The organism is Pseudescherichia vulneris NBRC 102420 (genome assembly GCF_000759795.1).
GTDB classification, from domain to species: domain Bacteria; phylum Pseudomonadota; class Gammaproteobacteria; order Enterobacterales; family Enterobacteriaceae; genus Pseudescherichia; species Pseudescherichia vulneris.
Genome location: NZ_BBMZ01000007.1, coordinates 86,152 through 106,241, shown reverse-complemented (window position 1 = coordinate 106,241; position 20,090 = coordinate 86,152). Strand labels below are relative to the sequence as shown.

Annotated in this window: 17 protein-coding genes and 1 tRNA gene; 7 read left to right on the top strand and 11 right to left on the bottom strand. The window is 53.5% G+C overall.

Translation table 11 applies throughout. The annotated features are described in order from the left end of the window. Positions 1–62 precede the first annotated feature (62 nt). From fadJ to EV102420_RS04540, 3 genes are all read right to left on the bottom strand, one after another. The gene (gene fadJ / locus EV102420_RS04550; protein WP_042389934.1) at positions 63–2,210 is read right to left on the bottom strand and encodes a fatty acid oxidation complex subunit alpha FadJ; all 2,148 of its coding nucleotides are present in this window, start codon (positions 2,208–2,210) and stop codon (positions 63–65) included. 17 nt (positions 2,211–2,227) lie between these two features. Then, complete coding sequence (fadI, locus tag EV102420_RS04545; RefSeq protein WP_042389496.1) at positions 2,228–3,538, bottom strand: acetyl-CoA C-acyltransferase FadI; 1,311 nt, start codon at positions 3,536–3,538, stop codon at positions 2,228–2,230. Positions 3,539–3,696: 158 nt separating this feature from the next. Continuing rightward, positions 3,697–3,981, bottom strand: coding sequence for a YfcZ/YiiS family protein (locus EV102420_RS04540; RefSeq protein WP_042389495.1), 285 nt, complete (start codon positions 3,979–3,981; stop codon positions 3,697–3,699). A gap of 365 nt (positions 3,982–4,346) precedes the next feature. Here EV102420_RS04540 and fadL point away from each other — a divergent pair, with 365 nt between their 5' ends. Beyond that, a complete protein-coding gene (gene fadL / locus EV102420_RS04535; RefSeq protein ID WP_072015188.1) occupies positions 4,347–5,714 on the top strand; it encodes a long-chain fatty acid transporter FadL in 1,368 nt (455 codons plus the stop codon). 61 nt (positions 5,715–5,775) lie between these two features. On the opposite strand, the gene mlaA is transcribed toward fadL, so the two are convergent. Continuing rightward, the gene (mlaA, locus tag EV102420_RS04530) at positions 5,776–6,534 is read right to left on the bottom strand and encodes a phospholipid-binding lipoprotein MlaA (RefSeq protein ID WP_042389492.1); all 759 of its coding nucleotides are present in this window, start codon (positions 6,532–6,534) and stop codon (positions 5,776–5,778) included. A gap of 306 nt (positions 6,535–6,840) precedes the next feature. On the opposite strand from mlaA, the gene EV102420_RS04525 reads away from it, so the two are divergent. From EV102420_RS04525 to EV102420_RS04510, 5 genes are all read left to right on the top strand, one after another. Beyond that, on the top strand, positions 6,841–7,785 hold the full coding sequence (locus EV102420_RS04525) for a formate/nitrite transporter family protein (RefSeq protein WP_042389491.1): 945 nt from the start codon (positions 6,841–6,843) through the stop codon (positions 7,783–7,785). A 75-nt stretch (positions 7,786–7,860) separates the two neighbouring features. Continuing rightward, positions 7,861–7,932, top strand: a tRNA-Arg gene (locus EV102420_RS04520). Between the two features lie 176 nt (positions 7,933–8,108). Next, on the top strand, positions 8,109–8,276 hold the full coding sequence (locus EV102420_RS22835) for an Arm DNA-binding domain-containing protein (protein ID WP_115084768.1): 168 nt from the start codon (positions 8,109–8,111) through the stop codon (positions 8,274–8,276). 193 nt (positions 8,277–8,469) lie between these two features. Continuing rightward, complete coding sequence (locus tag EV102420_RS04515) at positions 8,470–9,273, top strand: DUF3289 family protein (RefSeq protein WP_042389489.1); 804 nt, start codon at positions 8,470–8,472, stop codon at positions 9,271–9,273. Further along, entirely contained in the window at positions 9,266–9,721 is a 456-nt protein-coding gene (locus tag EV102420_RS04510; RefSeq protein WP_042389486.1) for a DUF943 family protein, read from the top strand. Before EV102420_RS04515 ends, EV102420_RS04510 begins: the two co-directional genes overlap by 8 nt. Before the next feature lie 66 nt (positions 9,722–9,787). Here the strand turns inward: EV102420_RS04510 and EV102420_RS21095 are convergent, their stop codons facing one another. From EV102420_RS21095 to mqo, 3 genes are all read right to left on the bottom strand, one after another. Continuing rightward, a complete protein-coding gene (locus tag EV102420_RS21095; protein ID WP_072015187.1) occupies positions 9,788–10,168 on the bottom strand; it encodes a putative T6SS immunity periplasmic lipoprotein in 381 nt (126 codons plus the stop codon). 163 nt (positions 10,169–10,331) lie between these two features. Then, complete coding sequence (locus EV102420_RS22250; RefSeq protein WP_115084691.1) at positions 10,332–10,607, bottom strand: hypothetical protein; 276 nt, start codon at positions 10,605–10,607, stop codon at positions 10,332–10,334. Between the two features lie 146 nt (positions 10,608–10,753). Next, positions 10,754–12,400 (bottom strand): malate dehydrogenase (quinone), encoded by a 1,647-nt coding sequence (gene mqo / locus EV102420_RS04500; RefSeq protein ID WP_042389484.1) that lies wholly within the window; start codon positions 12,398–12,400, stop codon positions 10,754–10,756. Positions 12,401–12,699: 299 nt separating this feature from the next. On the opposite strand from mqo, the gene EV102420_RS04495 reads away from it, so the two are divergent. After that, positions 12,700–13,239, top strand: coding sequence for a DUF2058 domain-containing protein (locus tag EV102420_RS04495; RefSeq protein ID WP_042389482.1), 540 nt, complete (start codon positions 12,700–12,702; stop codon positions 13,237–13,239). 49 nt (positions 13,240–13,288) lie between these two features. Here EV102420_RS04495 and lysS read toward each other — a convergent pair whose 3' ends face one another. From lysS to cadB, 4 genes are all read right to left on the bottom strand, one after another. Continuing rightward, positions 13,289–14,806, bottom strand: coding sequence for a lysine--tRNA ligase (gene lysS / locus EV102420_RS04490; protein ID WP_042389480.1), 1,518 nt, complete (start codon positions 14,804–14,806; stop codon positions 13,289–13,291). 17 nt (positions 14,807–14,823) lie between these two features. Then, positions 14,824–16,293: a POT-type proton-dependent oligopeptide transporter gene (locus tag EV102420_RS04485; protein ID WP_042389478.1), complete on the bottom strand. Its 1,470-nt coding sequence runs from the start codon at positions 16,291–16,293 to the stop codon at positions 14,824–14,826. Between the two features lie 88 nt (positions 16,294–16,381). Beyond that, on the bottom strand, positions 16,382–18,523 hold the full coding sequence (gene cadA, locus EV102420_RS04480; RefSeq protein ID WP_042389477.1) for a lysine decarboxylase CadA: 2,142 nt from the start codon (positions 18,521–18,523) through the stop codon (positions 16,382–16,384). 78 nt (positions 18,524–18,601) lie between these two features. Further along, positions 18,602–19,939, bottom strand: coding sequence for a cadaverine/lysine antiporter (cadB, locus tag EV102420_RS04475; protein ID WP_042389475.1), 1,338 nt, complete (start codon positions 19,937–19,939; stop codon positions 18,602–18,604). Between the last annotated feature and the right edge of the window lie 151 nt (positions 19,940–20,090).

Here is a 20,090-nt window from a genome sequence, read left to right as displayed (position 1 = left end):
ATCTCTGTTTATAAATTGAACAGCATTGACCTATTCAACGCCAGATTTACCCTTACCAGACCTTAACTTACCCGCTCGGCCTCCCTGTTCGGCCAGAACGTGATGCCGTGCTGCGCCATGTGTAACAAAATCTCACAGGGCATAAAGCGATCGCCGTACTGAGCGGCTAAACGCTGAAGGGTCGCCACCACGTTGTCCGCCCCCAGGCGATCCATGTAGCGGAACGGCCCGCCCAAAAACGGCGGAAAACCGATGCCAAACACGGCGCCAATATCGCCATCGCGGACGCTTCTGATGACCTTCTCATCAATACAGCGTGCCGCTTCATTAAGCATCATCATGACGCAGCGTTCAGCCACCTGCGCCTCGGTTAAACGTGCGCTGCCTGCTGCGCCCACCAGCGGATAAATAGCCGGATCCACCTGTTTCTTGCTTGTACGCCCTTTCGCGTCATAAAGATAGAAACCACGGCCATTTTTTCTGCCTTTGCGATCGTCGTTCAAAATTGCGCTGACGACATTTGCTGGCGGTGAAAAACGTTCTCCATATGCCGCTTCAAGCACAGGTATAATTTTAGTGCCGGTATCGATTCCTACCTCATCTAAAAGTTGGATCGGGCCAACCGGGAAACCAAACTTTACCAGCGCGTTATCAATGTGCTCGACACGCTCACCTTCGGTCAGCATCCGCATCGCTTCGTTAATATAGGGGGCAAGGATACGGTTAACGTAGAACCCGGCCTTGTCCGCTACCACGATGGGTGTTTTCCCCTGCTTTTTCGCCAGCTTCACCGTGGTGGCGATGGTCTGCTCATCCGTGCCAGCGTGGGGAATAATCTCTACCAGCGGCATCTTCTCCACCGGACTAAAGAAGTGCAGGCCAATCACCTTCTCCGGACGCGCCGCGCGGGCGGCGATATCGCCAATCGGCAGGGAGGAGGTGTTGGAGGCGAAGATAGTGTGCGGTGCGCAGTGGGCCTCAACGTCAGCGACCATCTGCTGTTTCAGACTCAAATCTTCAAATACCGCCTCAATGACCACGTCCCGCTGAGAGAAGCCGCGATAGTCCGTGGCACCTGAAATCATCGCCATCTGGCTGTCGCGTTCGCTGGATCTGATATGGCGGCGACGCACTTTTTTATCAAGCTGCTGCCAGCTGTATTTCAGCGCATGGTTAATGCCCGTCGGGTTGATATCCTTGATGCGCACCGGTAGCCCGGCCTTGCTGGCGGTGACAAACGCAATGCCGCCGCCCATCAGGCCACCGCCCAGCACGCCCACTGACCGTAGCGGGCCGGATTCGACGCTGCTGCCCGGATCCTTTTTGATCTCGGTGGTGGCAAAGAAGATCTGCCGTAGCGCCTGGGACTGGGGCGTCATCGCCAGCTCGCCAAAGGCACGCGCCTCGGCCGTATAGCCGCTGCCTTTGCCCTGCGCCAGCCCGATATGAATAACGTCCAGAATGCGCGATGCCGCCGGGTAGTTGCCGTGGGTCTTCTGCTGGGTCTTTTTGCCTACAAAATGAAAGAGCAGCGCCCGCCCAAGGGGGCCGGCGAGAATACGCTCTTTTACCGGCAGCCGACGGCTCGCAGGTCGGCCCTTAAGCGCCAGCGCCGCCGCTGCATCCAGTAAAATGGCATGAGGGACGACGTCATCCACCAGCCCGACCTTCCGCGCCTGGCGGGCCCGCAGCTGCTTGCCGGTGAGGATCATCTCCAGCGCCGTGCTGACGCCCACCAGACGCGGCAGACGCTGGGTTCCCCCGGAGCCGGGAAGCAGCCCCAGCTGAACCTCGGGTAATCCCAGCACCGTTTTCGCATCGTCGGTACAGACGCGCCCGTGGCAGGCCAGCGCCAGCTCAAGACCGCCGCCGAGGCAGGGCCCGTGAATAGCGGCAATCACCGGAATGGTGAGCGCGTGAATATCGGACATAATTTTCCGCCCTTCATACGCCAGCGCTTCGGCCTGCTGGGCAGTGGTGCAGCCGTCAATCATGTTGATATCGGCCCCGGCAATAAAGTTGTCCGGCTTGGCAGAGATAAAGACCACGCCTCGCAGATCCTTATTGTCACGGATCGCTTTTATGATGGCGCGGACCTGGCTGCCAAACTCTGCCTTAAGGGTATTCATCTTCTCGCCGGGCACGTCGATCGTGACGACGGCGATATTGTCCGGCCGCACGCTAAGGGTAAATGCGGAGGGGGTTGCCATTTCAATCTTCATGTCCATTATTCGGCCTCCAGAACCATTGCCGCACCCAGCCCACCGGCGGCACAGGCGGTCACCAGGCCAAAGCCGCCCCCGCGACGGCGCAGCTCGTGCAGCGTCTGGGTGATCATCCGCGCCCCGGTAGCGGCAAAGGGGTGCCCGTAGGCAATAGAGCCACCCAGCACGTTGAACCGGCTCTCGTCGACTTCACCAATGGCGCGATCGCGCCCCAGCACCTCGCGGGCGAAGCGGTCGCTGGCCATCAGCTTCAGGTTAGCCAGCGTCTGGGCGGCAAAGGCTTCGTGCATATCAAACAGGGTCAGATCGCCAAGCGTGAGCCCGGCGCGCTCCAGCGCCAGCGGCGTCGACCACGCCGGGCCAAGCAGCATGTCCTGCTTCACGTCAATGGCGGTAAAGGCATAGCTGCGCAGGTAGCCGAGCGGGGTTAGCCCCAGCTCACGCGCGCGGGATTCGGTCATCAGGATCACCGCCGCTGCGCCGTCGGTGAGCGGCGTACTGTTGGCGGCGGTGACCGTGCCATGCTGACGGTCAAAGGCCGGACGCAGCTTAGCGTAGTCGGCGAGCGACGCATTGGCTCGCACCGTATTGTCCTGAACAAAAGGATCGCGATAAGGCGGCGCATAGGCGGTCATCACCTCTTCCGCCAGCCTGCCGTCGGCCCACGCCTGAGCGGCGCGCTGGTGGGAACGGTGCGCGAATACGTCCTGCTCCTCGCGGCTAATGCCGTAGGTTTTCGCCATCTGCTCGGCGGTATCCCCCATGCGCAGCCCGGTAGAATACTCGGCAACCGCAGGCGGCACCGGGAGCAGATCGCGCAGGCGCAGGCGGGAGAGAAGCTTGAGCTTTTGCCCGCCGGAGCGAGCCTTGCTGAGATCGACCAGGGTGCGCGCCAGGGTTTTACTGACGCCAATCGGCAGGACGGATGAAGAGTCGGCTCCCCCGGCGATACCGGCGCGGATAGTTCCCGCCAGCAGGCTTTCGGCCACGTTAGCTACCGCCTGAAAGCTGGTGGCGCAGGCGCGGCTCACGCTGTAGGCATCGGTATGCACGTTCATCCCGGTTCCGAGCACGATTTCGCGTGCGATGTTGGGCGCCTCCGGCATCTGAACAACCTGACCAAAAACCACCTGCTCAATGATCTCTGGCGCAATTTCGCTGCGCGCCAGCATCTCACCCACGGCCATCTTGCCCAGTTCAATGGCGGTAACACCATGAAACGCAGTGGCCTGGCGGGCAAACGGGGTACGTAACCCGCTAACAATGGCTATACGATCGCCCTGACGGGTGACAAGCGGTAATGCCTGACTCATAACTCTCCCCTGTTGACATACTGCGCAAAGTGGTCTGACCTGCTAATAGTCTTAACCATTTTTTTACATTTAGCCAAGCGGAGAGGCGAAAAAATGCGAGGTAAAACACAGAGAAAAGCACAGATAACGCTCCCGACAGCGGGAGCGTTAGAGGAAGATTAACGCAGGCCCAGCTGGAAGATCAGCGTTTCAGCTTCGCAGGCAAAAACGAAGTCGATATCGAGCTTAACGCCACCGTCAACCTCGGTGAAGGTTGGGGTAATTTCACACGGCTCAGACTCAACGCCGCGCGCTTTTTCCGTCAGCGCGGCCAGAGTCTCTTCGGCCTGGGCGCGATCGGTGAACACACGGCTATAAGAGGCCGTGCAGTCGCTGTTGTCCATGATGGTGCCAACGTCCATACAGCAGCAAACGGGGGTTTCATCAGCACTGCATTTACTCATATTGAAAGTCCTCTCTCATTCGCACATAGCGTGCCCGATAAATAGTGAGGGTATTTTACGCGCTGACGGTAACGGTCTCCAGTTGTTAGCGCTCCAAAAGTGGGTAAGTGACCGATATCACACTTAAAAATGATCTGGCGCAATAATCACCCTTTTCCCTCATTGATGACCGTCCCGTTTTTGCCAGCCAGATCGCGTTTCCGTGATCACATTTGAAAATACTTATAAACATACTTGCAACATTCGGGCTGGTCAGACCTATACTCTCGCGACTGGTCTGATTTGTCTGTCGTAACTCAGACCCTACACTCCGCGCTCCTGTTACGGCATGTAACATTTATTGTATAAAAATAAATTATGAGGTTATGGTCATGAGCCAGAAAACCCTGTTTACCAAGTCTGCACTCGCAGTTGCAGTGGCAATTGTCTCAACACAAGCCTGGTCAGCAGGCTTCCAACTTAATGAGTTCTCCTCCTCTGGCCTTGGCCGTGCCTACTCTGGTGAAGGCGCTATCGCTGATGACGCAGGCAACGTTAGCCGTAACCCCGCCCTGATTACGATGTTTGACCGCCCTACTTTCTCCGGCGGTGCCATTTTTGTTGATCCGGACGTGGACGTCTCCGGCGTCTCTCCGTCTGGTCGTAGCCTGGACGCGGATAACATCGCCCCGACGGCGTGGGTGCCTAACCTGCACTTCGTTGCACCGATTAATGACCAGTTTGGCTGGGGCGCGTCCCTGACCTCTAACTACGGTCTGGCGACTGACTTTAACGACAGCTACGCCGCAGGATCGATGGGAGGTAAAACCGAGCTGGAGACCATCAACCTGAACCTCAGCGGTGCCTATCGTCTGGATAACCACTGGAGCTTCGGCGTAGGTTTTGACGCGGTATACGCTAAAGCGAAGCTGGAGCGCTACGCGGGTGACCTCGGCCAGCTCACCGCGGGCCAGCTGAGCCGCACCCCTGGCTTTACTTCCGCTACCCCGCAGGGCGCAGCGCTGCGCTCGATTGCTGGCTATGCCAACAGCCTGACCAGCGATACGCAGATTGCCTACCTGAAGGGTGATGAGTGGGGCTTCGGCTGGAACGCCGGTATTCTTTACGAACTGGATAAAGATAACCGCTACGGCCTGACCTACCGCTCTGAGATCAAAATCGACTTTGACGGCGACTACCGCAGCAGCCTGAACCCGGCATTCAACAGCTTCCTGGGGCCGCGCGGCCTGCCTTCTGGCACCGGTGGCAACACCATCGACGGCGCGCTCAACCTGAACCTGCCAGAGATGTGGGAGATTTCAGGCTATAACCGCGTGGCACCGAAATGGGCCGTGCACTACAGCCTGGCCTACACCAGCTGGAGCCAGTTCCAGGAGCTGAAAGCGAAGAACAGCGACGGCGGCACGCTGTTCTATAAAGATGAGGGCTTCCGCGACTCCTACCGTCTGGCGCTGGGTACCACCTACTATATGGACGACAACTGGACCTTCCGCAGCGGTATTGCCTACGATGACAGCCCGATCCCGGCTGACAAACGCTCTATCTCTATTCCGGACCAGGATCGTCTCTGGCTGAGCGCAGGTACCACCTACGCCTTCAATCAGGATGCCTCCGTGGACGTCGGCGTCTCCTATATGCACGGTCAGAAGGTGAAGTTCACCGAAGGCCCGTATAACTTCGAGTCTGAAGGCAAGGCCTGGCTCTACGGCGCAAACTTCAACTACGCGTTCTAATCAGAAACGCGTATAAAAAAAGGTGAACTTCGGTTCACCTTTTTTATTGCCTCGCGCCGGGTTATTCGGCGTCGATATCCTGCAGATCGCCCTGAATCGCCTGCGCGTTCGGGTTCTCTTCCGGCTTCAGCTGTCCGCCGTTAGCAATAAAGTCATGCTGCTGGAAGTACGCCTCGCGCACCAGAATATAAGGGTCAGAGGACTGGCGCAGCAGGCCGTCGGAATCCAGCAGCTGCGCACGTGTCTCAACGCCCTCTACTGCCCACTTGCCTACCGAGAGCGGCCATGTCAGCCAGGAGAGCACCGGATAGAGCGTATCTGCTGCATCGCCCCCGTCTTCACGCAGCGTGAAGCTGCCGTAGAAAGGCAGCTGCACATAAGGGCCGTAGCCGACGCCATAGTGGCCCAGCGTACTGCCGAAACGGCGTGGCACGGTGCGCTGCAGATCTTTGTTCGCCATACCCGCCACGTCGATAAAACCACCCATGCCTAAAATAGTGTTCAGGAAGAAGCGGGTGAAGTGCTTCATCCCCTGGTAGGGATCGCCCTGCAGGAAGGAGTTCACCATGATGGCGGGCTCTTCAAGGTTGCTGGTGAAATTGCTCAGGCCGTTTCGCGCGGGCTGCGGCACGTAATCGCGCCAGGCGACCGCGACCGGACGCAGAACATAGGGATCCACCACGTTAAAGTTGAAGTTGTACATGGTGCGGTTGAACCCTTCCAGCGGATCCGAACGTCCCTGAGGCTCACCGGAATCAGAGCTGGCGCAGCCCACCAGTAGCGTCGTGCCCAGCGCGAGCGCCGTCAGGCGAAATTTCATAGATGTCTCCCTGTAAAATTTGGCGATGACTGAATGCCACCCGTGACGGCACAACTGCACCGCGCCCCGGCGAACGCCGTTGAATACGCAAGCGATTGTATCAGCACGTTTTAAGATGTCCATGCGCATGGAATAGCGCGTCGGTATGATTTCAGCATAGCCTGTCTTTAACTTTATTCTCTGTTTCGCTATCCATTTTAAACTTGCCCGTAAAAAGCGCCGTTGCGATAGGTGCGCTTCCCAGCAAAATTAGCGGATACCGCTACGCTTATAGCATTAAAGTGAGTAACAGAAAGGTGACCCATCGTGGACGAATTAAAAGAAGATAAGATCAGCAAGGAATCTGAGGCGCTTTCGGAAGAAGAGATTGAGGTAGAGAGCGAGGAGAACAAGCGCGGCGAGGAGATAGAGGTAGATGAAGAGGAGCTCCCCTCACGTGCGATGGCGATCCATGAACACATTCGTCAGGATGGCGAGAAAGAGATGGAGCGCGATGCCATGGCCCTGCTGTGGTCTGCTATCGCCGCCGGGCTGTCGATGGGCGCATCGCTGCTGGTAAAGGGGATCTTTCACGTTAAGCTGGACGGCATTCCCGGCAGCTATGTTCTGGAGAGCTTCGGCTACACCTTCGGCTTTATTATCGTCATTATGGCCCGCCAGCAGCTGTTTACGGAGAATACCGTGACCGCCGTGCTGCCGGTGATGCAGAATCCGACCCGGAAAAACGGCGGCCTGCTGCTGCGCCTGTGGAGCCTGGTGCTGCTTGGCAACCTGATCGGCACGGCCATTGCCGCCTGGGCGTTTGAGTATATGCCGATCTTTGACGAGGCCACGCGGGACGCCTTTGTTGAAATCGGTATGGAGGTGATGAAAAACACCCCTGCCGAGATGTTTGCCAATGCGATTATCTCCGGCTGGCTGGTCGCCACCATGGTGTGGATGTTCCCGGCGGCCGGTTCGGCGAAGATCGTGGTAATTATCCTGATGACCTGGGTCATTGCGCTGGCGGACACCACCCATATCGTGGTGGGCGCGGTGGAGATCTTCTACCTGGTCTTCAACGGCACCATCCCCTGGACCGACTTCCTCTGGCCTTTCGCCATACCAACCCTGGCGGGCAACATCTGCGGCGGCACCTTTATCTTCGCCCTGCTCAGCCATGCGCAGATCCGCAATGATATGAGCAACAAGCGCAAGGCAGATATGAAAGCCGAGGCGGAAGACGCCAAAAAGAAGATGAATAAGGCGTAAATGGTGACACTTTAAGCAGTCGGGCGGCCCTGAGCTTAACGCGATGAACAAATAGCGTTATACTCGTGCCGCCTCGTCCCCTTAGTTAAATGGATATAACGAGCCCCTCCTAAGGGCTAGTTGCAGGTTCGATTCCTGCAGGGGACACTTTGAACACTTTTTCCTACCTCTAAGAAATCCCAGCAAACCCTTGCCACACAAGGCTTTGTAGCGTTTCTCATATCTAATGTTTTCCAGCGAATAGCACTCTAAGCCACGATTAAAAGTATCTCTTTTCATTACTCTCATCCTGTTAGAACTTCGGGAGAGATACTTATGGACTTATTAAAAGCGCAACACCCGATGAGGCGGAGTATATCCTTACCTATGGTGCTGGCTTATTCATAATAATCAAGCCTAACGGGTCAAAACTCTGGCGTTTCCGCTATCGTCGCGAGAGTAAATTGCACCGTCTCTCGTTAGGCTCATATCCGTTAATAATCTTGTCTTAGGCACCAAGTAAGGCTGCTAAGGCTGGCGCAAAGCTGGCTCAAGGTATTTGCCCTGTAGACGAACGCCGAGAGCAGAAAGAGGCCGGCTTGTCTGGTACTCTAAGCCAGCAAAATGTTAAGAATAATCTTAATTTCTGATGTTAAGTAAAAATGTATAGTAGTTACTTATCTGACTGAAAAGGATTGATTTTGAATGAAGGGTATCGATAAGAAGTTGATCATTTTCACCACGAAGAAAAGATTCAATGACAGAAATGTCGATGATATGCAAAGTGGCGACATTGATGTTAATACGTTAAAAACGTATTACCATCTCGGGCAAGTATCAACCTTCATTGACTGGACAACTTTTGGTCCCTCCTATAAGCATCCTTTTACAAGCTCGATCCCTCCGGTTAGTAGAGAAAGAGCTATTGCGATGTTATATGATGAATTACGATCTCAATCGTATGTTTTTTCTTTTCGAGGTCCATACCAAGGCTTGATAATAGATCTTTTCAATCATATGCAACGGAATAATGGAAGAGATTATCAACATCCAACAATGAACAATGCTTATAAAAACCTTATTTTAGCTGATCGCTCTGTTGATAGCACCCTATCCATTATTAAAAATACTATCGAGCAATTTGATTTTAACAAGAATAAATTAACTAAAGAACAGTTTTCAAATGTGTTATCTAAAAGCCATTTACCTAAATACACAAGATGGAAAGATTGGGTCAATGGTATGGGCATCGCCGTTCACGACATAAACAGTACAGAAATATCTATTGAAAGCCTAACTTTTCAAGGCAATAAATATACTGCAATTATCAAATACAGAGCACAAGATCATTTTGGCTTGGACAAAGAGGATATATTGAAAACTAAATTCAATTCTATCGCGTTTTTCAGGATCTGGTTTGTCCTACAACGGGCAAAGCATTTTGCTCAAAAACCGTTTTTCACGAATTTTGAAGCTACTGTAACATTGACAGGAGAAAGCAATGTTTAATTACAAAAAGATTGGGACGATTTTAATTTTTTTTATAATTGTGTGCTGCATATGGATTGCTGTAAGACCAACAAAAATAGTCAGAGTAGATAATGGTGCTGTTTTTGTTAAACACTTACCAATGACTACAGAAGGAAAAGTAAACTGGTGGTTGAAAAACAAAGAGTCGCTTCAGAAAAAATATCACATTTTTAATACCCCTGATAATTTCACAGTTATCGTCATGAATTTCGATGGTTATGAAGCATTGCCAAAAGGAACGAGAGATGGCTCAATCGATGACTATACCTGCTTTGATGATACGAATGGCGAGCATAAAAGTTGTGTATATAACAGCATAGCAATTATTGTGAGAGGAAACCTTAATGGGAAAACTTTCATAAATGTAGATGGTAAAACTTACCTTCAGTCGGGTAATGAGAAGACTATACTTTATAAAAGTGAATAAAATTCATCAAAATAAACAAATAATCTTAAATGTATATAATACACAAAGCCCTTAAATCCACCTTTTTTAAGACCTATTTTTCAGCTCGTTACTTATAGAGAAACTGGCCTGGATTATCCTTTCTCGTTTGTTATTAGGATTATCTATACTGTAGTAAACAACGTATTGTTTTCCTGGTGAAAACCGATAATCAAATAAAGGCAAACACTTACCACTGACTGGAATCAATAGGTCATCAGTGAAATATTTATGAAAACTCTCATTATCCCCAGATGTGCTACCAATCTGAATGGAGGATATGCGATCGCCAGGAGCAAAGACAGAAGCTATACACGGTTGTGTTCCATGGAGGTCAACATTTGCATTCTGGACATCAGGCAAACGATCCCCTGGTCCTGCGCACCCGGCAAGAAGGATGAGCGAACACATGAACAGAAATTTTTTCATTGCTCATCCTCTTCCGGTAACAATTTTATGATAAAGATGTGGGATATCAGCGAACTTATCATCGCCTCTGTATCGTCCTTGCTTTCCTTCAGCCTGAAACATTAATCGAAACAAATGTATTATGGGAGGTTGAATAAATTACGAAGGCTGACAAAGGCCATTGTTAATCATTTCTTAAATGCAGATACTCTCCTTCACGGCTCCCAACTGCAATACACCTTGCCTCTACCATACTAATGTAATAATACGCAGGATTGGGCATATGCTTCATCATCCAAGGGAGTTCGTCAGAGTATTCACTATCAGAGGTAGAAATCATCCAGACAGGCTCGCCATCAATGGTCCTAGCGCTAGTTTTAGAATATCGCTCATCCCAAACGCGCCCGTTTTGTTCGGCATAATCCTTGGCTATCTGTATTGCTTTCTCTTGTGTAATCACTGCTGAACCCTATACCAGACACCATAGAGAATGCCACCCACTGTCACTGGCCCTATCATAATCCCTGACGCTACATGTCGCAGCAGAAAAATCCACAAAAAAGCCCCCGGCGCATAGCGGCGGGGGCTTACATAAGCGCTTAACGCTTACAGTGCCATGTCGTGCTGAGCAGATGCGGCTTCAGCCGGTTTTGCCTGCGGCATGGACTGTGCCGCGTCTTTCATCTGAATGACCGGCGGTTTGGTCAGATTCAGCGTAGAGGCGGTTTCATCCCAAACCTGCTGGGTAAGCGCGACGTTGCCGTTCAGCTTCTGGCCGTAGGTCGGTACGATGGCGTGCAGTTTTTCCTGCCACTGCGCCGAAGCAAACTGTGCCGGGAAGAGCTGCTTGATCACGTTGATAGAGATAGGCGCTGCGGTGGATGCGCCAGGCGATGCGCCGAGCAGCGCCGCCAGGGTTTTCTGCTGATCGGTAACGATTTCGGTACCGAGTTTCAGCACGCCGCCTTTATCTGCATCTTTCTTGATGATCTGCACGCGCTGGCCTGCCTGGATCAGTTTCCAGTCTTCTTTACGCGCCGACGGATAGTACTCTTTCAGCGCTTCGAAGCGGTCATCTTCACTCAGCATCACCTGACCAATCAGGTATTTCACCAGATCGAAGTTATCCAGACCGACATCGGTCATCGGGATCACGTTCTTGGTGGTCGTGGTGCTCAGCAGGTCAAAGAACGAACCCTGTTTCAGGAACTTGGTAGAGAAGGTCGCGAACGGCCCAAACAACACCACGCGTTTGCCATCAAGGAAACGGGCATCCAGGTGCGGAACCGACATCGGTGGCGCACCCACCGAAGCCTGACCGTAGACTTTCTCGGTGTGCTGACGGGTGATTTCCGGGTTCTCGGTCACAAGGAACGAACCGCCCACCGGGAAGCCTGCGTAGTTATCCGCTTCCGGGATACCGGTTTTTTGCAGCAGCTTCAGCGCGCCGCCGCCAGCACCGATAAAGACATACTTCGCGTCAACCGCACGCTCTTTACCGCTCTTCACGTCGGTAATAGTTACGTGCCAGGAGTTGTCACCGTTACGTTCAAAATCAGTCACTTCTGAGCCGGTTTCCAGCGTGAAGTTGCTGGTCTTTTTCAGGCTGCCTACCAGCTGACGGGTTATCTCGCCATAGTTAACGTCGGTACCAACCGGCGTCCAGGTAGCGGCAACGCGCTGTTTCGGATCGCGCCCCTCAACGATCAGCGGCGCCCATTTTTTGATCTGCTGCTGGTCGGTAGAGAACTGCATGCCCTGGAACAGGGTCGTCTGCTGCAATGCCGCGTAACGCTTGGTCAGATAGTCAACGTTGTCGCCCCAGACAAAGCTCATGTGCGGGGTGGAGTTGATGAAGGAGTGCGGATCGTTTAGCACGCCGCGCTTCACCTGAGATGACCAGAACTGGCGCGAGATCATGAACGCTTCGTTGATCTCCAGCGCTTTGGTCACGTCAATCGAACCGTCTGCACGCTCAGGCGTGTAGTTCAGCTCCATGTTGGCGGAGTGACCGGTACCGGCGTTGTTCCAGCCGTTAGAGGATTCCAGCGCAACGCCATCCAGCTTCTCAACCATGACCTGTTTCCAGTCAGGCTGCAGTTCCTGTAACAGCGTACCCAGAGAGGCGCTCATGATACCGCCGCCAATCAACAGTACGTCTGTTTTCTCAGCAGTGTCTTCAGCATGAACGTTAGAGGCAACAAGCATCGCGATAAGCGAAAAAGCGGGAACTACTTTTCTGAAATGTGACATGTGTTATTGCAATCAACTTAATTTGAACAAATAGGCGATTATTTTAACGGATTGGCTAACAATTTAAAGCTGTTATTAAACAAATTGTTAACAGCCACACTGAGCATGCGGAATTAATAACATAAGTGATTATAAATAAAAGAAATAAAATTGACTCGATTCAGCTAACCATGCGTATTGTATGGTCTGAAAAGCATACCTGCGACCCATAGGGTAAGAGGATCTTCCCTGCAATCTGGCTCCGCCTCTGCTGTTAGGGTTATAATCCCGGCACGACTTTACTGGATTTAGCGACAAACATGACAAAGTTAACCCTACAAGAGCAGATGCTGAAAGCTGGCTTAGTGACCAGCAAAAAAGTGGCGAAAGTACAGCGAACCGCCAAGAAATCGCGGGTTCAGGCACGTGAAGCCAGAGAGGCGGTAGAAGAGAATAAAAAGGCCCAGATCGAGCGTGACAAGCAGCTCAGCGAGCAGCAGAAGCAAGCTGCCATGGTCAAAGAGTATAAGGCGCAGATTAAACAGCTGATTGAAATGAACCGCATCACCCTTTCACGAGGCGATATCGGCTATAACTTCACCGACGGCAGCCTGATCAAAAAAATCTACGTGGACAAAACCACACAGGCGCAGCTTATCAGCGGTCGTCTCGCCATTGCCCGTCTGGCTACGGATAACAGCGCTGAGAGCGAATATGCCATCATACCCGCAAGCGTTGCTGACAAGATCGCCCAGCGTGATGCGAGCTACATTGTATTGCGTAGCGAGCTTAGCGAGCAGGCTAAGGACGAAGACGATCCGTATGCCGATTTTGTCGTGCCTGACGATTTGATGTGGTAAGCAAAAGAAAGCCGGATAAGCGTAGCGCTATCCGGCTTTCTTACAAAGATTACTTAACCGGACGCATCGCCGGGAAGAGGATCACATCGCGGATGGTGTGGCTGTTGGTGAACAGCATCACCATACGGTCGATGCCAATGCCCAGCCCCGCCGTGGGCGGCAGGCCGTGCTCCAGCGCGGTCACGTAGTCCTCGTCAAAGAACATCGCTTCATCGTCACCGGCAGCTTTCGCATCCACCTGGTCCTGGAAACGCTGGGCCTGGTCTTCCGCATCGTTCAGCTCGCTGAAGCCGTTGCCAATCTCACGTCCGCCGATAAAGAACTCAAAGCGGTCGGTGATCTCCGGGTTTTCATCATTACGACGCGCCAGCGGCGACACTTCTGCCGGGTACTCGGTGATGAAGGTTGGCTGGATCAGGTGCGCTTCGGCCACTTCATCAAAGATTTCAGTGACGATACGGCCCAGTCCCCAGCTCTTCTCAACGTGAATACCGATCGACTCAGCCAGTGCCTTCGCCGCGTCGAAGTTGTCCAGATCCGCCATATTGGTTTCCGGACGGTACTTCTTGATCGCCTCGCGCATGGTCAGCTTCTCAAACGGCTTGCCGAAATCGAAGGTCTCCTCACCGTAAGGCACCTCGGTGGTGCCCAGAATGTCCTGCGCCAGGGTGCGGAACAGGGACTCGGTCAGCTCGATCAGATCTTTATAGTCCGCGTACGCCATGTAGAGTTCTAGCATGGTGAACTCTGGGTTATGGCGAACGGAGACGCCTTCGTTACGGAAGTTACGGTTGATCTCGAACACACGTTCGAAGCCGCCCACCACCAGACGCTTGAGGTACAGCTCTGGCGCGATACGCAGGTACATGTCCATGTCCAGCGCGTTATGATGGGTAATGAACGGACGCGCGGAGGCACCGCCCGGGATCGCCTGCATCATCGGGGTTTCCACTTCCATAAAGTCGCGGTTAACCATGAACTGGCGAATGCCCGCTAAAATCTGTGAACGCACCTTAAAGGTCTTGCGGGACTCATCGTTGGAGATGAGATCCAGATAACGCTGACGGTAGCGGGCTTCCTGATCCTGCAGGCCGTGGAACTTGTCCGGCAGCGGGCGCAGAGCTTTGGTCAGCAGACGCAGCTCGGTGCAGTGAATGGAGAGCTCGCCAGTCTTGGTTTTAAACAGCTTACCTTTCGCGCCGAGGATATCCCCGAGGTCCCACTTCTTGAACTGCTCGTTGTAGATGCCTTCTGGCAGATCGTCACGGGAGACGTAGAGCTGAATGCGGCCCCCGACGTCCTGCAGGGTGATGAAGGATGCCTTGCCCATGATACGGCGGGTCATCATACGACCGGCCACGCTTACTTCGACGTTCAGCGCTTCCAGCTCTTCGTTCTCTTTCGCATCAAACTCGGCGTGCAGCGCATCGGAGGTGCTGTCACGACGGAAGTCGTTCGGGAACGCAACGCCCTGCTCACGCAGCTGCGCCAGCTTCTCGCGGCGGGTTTTTAGTTCACTGTTAAGATCGATTGCCTCATCGGCTTCTTGCACCAGTTGTTCGGACATGTTGTCTCCTTATAGCGTTAATCACGACTGGGATGCTGTACGCAGGGGGCCGGAGACATGAAAACCAACCTTGCACCGGCAAGCAGCGCGACAATCAACGCCACGCAGCCGAAGGTCCACAGTCCCATCTGCGAAAAAAAGTGTTGGTAAGCTGCGAGCGCGGCGGTACCGGTCTGCGGCTCGGCGGTCTGCTGTGCAACCACCCCCGCTAACCAGTTAGCAACAGCGCCGGTTGCCAGCATATAGATGCCGGTCAGAACCCCGGCCACGCCGGGCATGTTGAAACGCGTAATTTGCGCCATCGCTACCGGGTCGATAAACAGCTCGGCAAAACCCATCATTGCCAGACCGGTGATCATCAGGCCCATAGAGGCTTGCCCATCCTGCTGTCCACCGTGAGCGTTGATTGCCAGCAGCATAAAACCACCGGCCATCAGCCCGAGGCCAAACGCAAACTTCAGCCACATACGCAGCGCAGAATGGACGCTGCCTCCGGGGCTCGCTAGCCATGCCAGCACCACACCCGCAGCCATCACGGCTACGGCATTAACCGACTGGAACAGCGCGGTCGGAACCTCTGCATGCAAAATGTGACGATTAACAAAGCGATCGATGAACAGGCTGATAGAGCTGCCGCCCTGCTGCGCCAATACCCAGAACAGCGTGCCGGTCAGCATCAACAGGATAATCTGCCACAGCGCACGGCGGTGCTCTGGAAACTTCACCATGATGCGCGCCACAATGCGGGCGGCGATGACGCAGACGATCGCTAGCAGGTAGCCAGCCCAGTTATTTTTCAGCAGCAGAGAGAAGAAGAACGGAGCCACGCACAGGAGCAGCACCATCCATGCCCAGGCGGGAAGCATAAACGTCGTCGCGCTGAGAGCAGGTTTGTTCACCCGACGAGCATGACGAAAGTAGCGGTGGCCGCTTAAAAAGATCGCCAGACCGATAAACATGCCGATTCCCGCTAGCGCGAAACCAGCATGCCAGCCGTACCAGTGTGCGACCAGCCCACAGGCTATCGGCGAGGCTATTGAGCCGACGTTGCCGGCTGCATAGAGCAACGCAAAGCCACCGTCCCGGCGCGTATCCTCTGGCGTATACATTTCGCCAAGCAGGCAGCTAACGTTGGATTTAAACAGGCCGTAGCCGCAGATAATAATGGCCAGCGCAAGATAGAGACTTTTTGTCGAGTCAGAGCCCAGGCCCAGCACGACATGTCCAAGGGTCATTAACAGCGCGCCAGCAATGACCGCAGTGCGGTTGCCAAGCAGGCGGTCGGCAAGCCAGCCACCGAGAATAGGAGTAACGTAAACTAAAGAGGCGTAGGCGCTGAACAGGCTGATAGCATGCCTGTCATCGAAGCCAAGCTGATGGGTAAGGTAGAGGATGAGTAAGGCACGCATGCCGTAAAAGCTGAAGTATTCCCAGATCTGGATCGCGACGATGTAGTAAATCGCACGCGGCTGTGAGGGTGTTTTCATAGGGTCTCCCTGGGCTAGCTAGATTTGCCGGGTGGCGCTACGCTTACCCGGCCTACGATCCCGCAGGCCGGGTAGACGTCTTTATGGTTTATTTATCGTTTTTCAGCACTTTAACGGTGTAGCGACCATCCTTCTGGCGATAGGCACCGTGAATATCGGTTTCAAAGCCCGGATAGTGCGCGCCGATTTCGCATAGCATTTGCAGAAACTCCAGCACCGGACGGCTCTCTTCGGTGATCATCTCACCTGGCATCACCAGCGGCACACCCGGCGGGTACGGGAGGATCATGTTGGCATTGACACGGCCCACCATCTCTTCGAGGTAAACTTCCTCAGTCTGGCCGTGCAGCTCTTTCTGGAATGCGGCAAACGGAGTCATTACCATCGACGGCAGGACTTCAAATGCACGGAACATCAGATCCGGCAGGTTGTGCTTCTCAACCAGCTTGTGAATATTCTGCGCCAGCTCCTGAACACGCATGTTTTCATAGAACTCTGGATCCTCGCGGTACAGCGATGGCAGCAGATTTTTCACCCGCAGGTTCAGGTCGAAGCCGCGTTTGAAATCGGTCAGAGCACGCAGCAGGCTCAGCGCCTTGGTTTTATCGATACCGATGCTGAACAGGAACAGCAGGTTGTAAGGCCCGGTTTTCTCAACCACGATGCCGCGCTCGTCCAGGTACTTCGCCACGATGCTGGCCGGGATCCCGAACTCATCCATCGCGCCGTCTTTGGTCATCCCCGGCGTCAGAATGGTGACCTTGATCGGATCAAGGTACATGTGCTCGTTATCGATGTTTTTGAAACCGTGCCAGCTGCTGTCAGAGCGCAGCGGCCAGCATTCGGGTTCATCGATATGCTCCGGCTGCCAGACATCAAAGAACCACCCTTCAGACTCCCCTTTCAGGCGTTTGATCTCTTTACGGAACTTGATGGCGCGCTGGATAGAGCCGTCGATCAGGCGCTTACCAGCATTGCCTTTCATCATCGCTGCCGCAGTTTCGGTGGAGGCCACGATGCCGTAGTGCGGCGAGGTGGTGGTGTGCATCATAAAGGCTTCGTTGAAGGTCTCTTCGTTAACGTCACCCTTCACGTGGATCATTGATGCCTGGGAGAAAGCGGCCAACAGCTTGTGCGTGGACTGGGTTTCATAGATCACCTTCCCTTCCACGCGGCCACCGCTCATACCACACTTACCGGCATAGATAGGTGAGAAGTTGGTATAAGGCACCCAGGCAGAGTCAAAGTGGATTGACTTCACGTCGAGGGTTTTCTTGATGTAGTCCGTGTTATAGAGCAGACCATCGTAGGTAGAGTTGGTAATTACCGCGTGTACCGGCCAGGTGGCATTGCGGGTCTCTTTGACACGCTTAGCGATAGTGGCATGCTGGAATTCACTCTGCGGGATCCCACCGAGAATGCCGTAGGCGTTACGGGTCGGGCGGAAATAGATCGGCGTAATGTCGCTCATCATCATCAGATGCGTCAGCGATTTGTGGCAGTTACGGTCAATCAGTACGGTGCTGCCCGCTGGCGCGGAGTACATGCCGACGATTTTATTGGCGGTGGAGGTCCCGTTGGTCACCATATAGCTGCGCTCGGCATTAAATACGCGCGCGATATACTCTTCCGCTTCTTTATGCGGACCGCTGTGATCCAGCAGGGAACCCAGCTCGGAAACCGAAATCGAGACGTCCGATTTCATGGTATTCGGGCCAAAGAAGTCATAAAAGAGGCTGCCGACCGGGCTTTTCTGGAAAGCCGTGCCACCCATGTGGCCTGGGGTACAGAAGGTGTATTTGCCTTCACGAACATATTTGAACAGCGCTTTGGTTAACGGCGGCAGGATAGCATCGATGTACTCATCGGTGTTCTGCTTAATTTTATGAGCGATGTCTTCAGCGGCACCCAGCGCATACTCAAAGAAACGTACCTGCATGCGCAGATCGTTGAGGCTGACATCCAGGGTGGAATAGGTATTAGCGAACGCGTACAGCGGCATGTACTCGTTCATTTTGCTGATCTCTTCGCACAGTTCGAGATTGTATTTATCCCAGTCGAAGATAACACCACACAGGCGGGCATTGTTTTCAATCAGCTTCAGCAGATCGTCGCGATCGTTAGGGTAAACAACGCGAAAATCGAGGCGTTCAAGTGCACGATGGAGTTCACGGATAGGCTCTTCTTTGAAGTAAACGCCCATGTGATTCATGATAGCAATAACGTTCATAATCTAATCTCCGGGTAGAGCAAGCCCCTCCCGCCGTAGGTGACAGGTGAAGGAAGGGCTACAGGAAAGGGTTAAGGTTTATAGCGCGCTAGCGGTCTCTCTTTCGGCAGCGTCGTTGTTAAGCTGGCGCTGGTGCATTTTGCGACCGTAGAACATCAGGATGATCAGGCTGACGATGAAGGTACCGGCCAGTTCAAAGGAGCTGGCCCCCATCAGGGCGATAAAGCAGAATCCACAGCCCAGCACGGAGCAGATCAGGCTCACGAAGTTACGGACGTTGATGCCCTCGAAGCGGATCAGATCTACACAGGAGTAGAAGTAAGGCAGCATGGTCAGCAGTACTGCGATACCGGTCAGCTCACCAAACAGGTCGGATGCTTTACCCCCGGCGGAGTTCATCATGGTGATCAACACCATCAGAACGGTCATTTTAACTGCGGCCAGCAGCAGGCCTTTTTTCGGAATGCCGTTGCTATCGACTTCGCCATACACTTTCGGGAAGTTGTTATCGTTAGCAGCACGGACACCGGCCTGGCCGACCAGCATCATCCAGGAGCCCAGCGAGGTCAGGCAGGCAAACGCGGTAAATGCGGAGACAATCGGTGCTGCCCAGCCGCCAAGGATGGTGGAAGCACTGACGGCAAATGGCGCACCGGAGGAAGCCATCTCGGCTGCGGGATACATACCGGCGATAACCTGCGTCGCGGCGATATAGACAATACCGGCCAGCGCTGTACCCAGCATGGTTGCCAGCGGAACGGTACGTTTCGGGTTTTTCACCATACCGGTACTGACCGCGGCGGATTCAACGCCCACAAAGGCCCACAGGCAGAGCAGGATACTTTTGATTACCGCATGGCTGTCTGTGGTGGTGGAGGTATTCCAGTTGGCCTGATAAATAGTCATATCAAACCAGTGCCAACCTACTACTGCGGTGATGACGACCGGAATAAGCACCAGCACCAGGCCGATAGTCGTCAGGCGGCTCACCCAGGTACCGCCAAGCATATTGACGAAGGTAAAGAGCCACACAATGGCAATACAGGCGATACCGGCAGGAACCGGGTTATTTAATACCGGGAAAAACGTAGAAAGATAAGAGACGGCGGTGATCCCGATAGCCAGGTTACCAATCCAGTTTGCATGATAATAAAGGACGCCGGTCTGGAAACCAAAGGCTGGCGATATCTCTCCTGCATAGGCAATAGGGCCACCCTGCTGTGGGTTTTTGGTGGCCAGTCGTGCATAAACATAGGCCAGGGACATGGCACCAATAATAGAGATGACCCAACCCCAGATTGAAATAGCACCGATGCTCGCAAGGTTTGCAGGTAAGAGTGCAATACCGCTACCCATCATATTGCCGGCAACTACACCGGTACAGGCAAACAGCCCGATCTTTTTTGCAGTACTCATGTTTCGTTGTCTCCTGAGAGTTATTTGGAGGTACGGATCATGAGTTGAAGCGCGTTATTGATCCGACCAACTGCCAACGAGGTTACGGATCTGAACGAACAAAGTCCTAAGGATAAAGTGAAATAAAAACAAACTGCAAAAAATTGACACC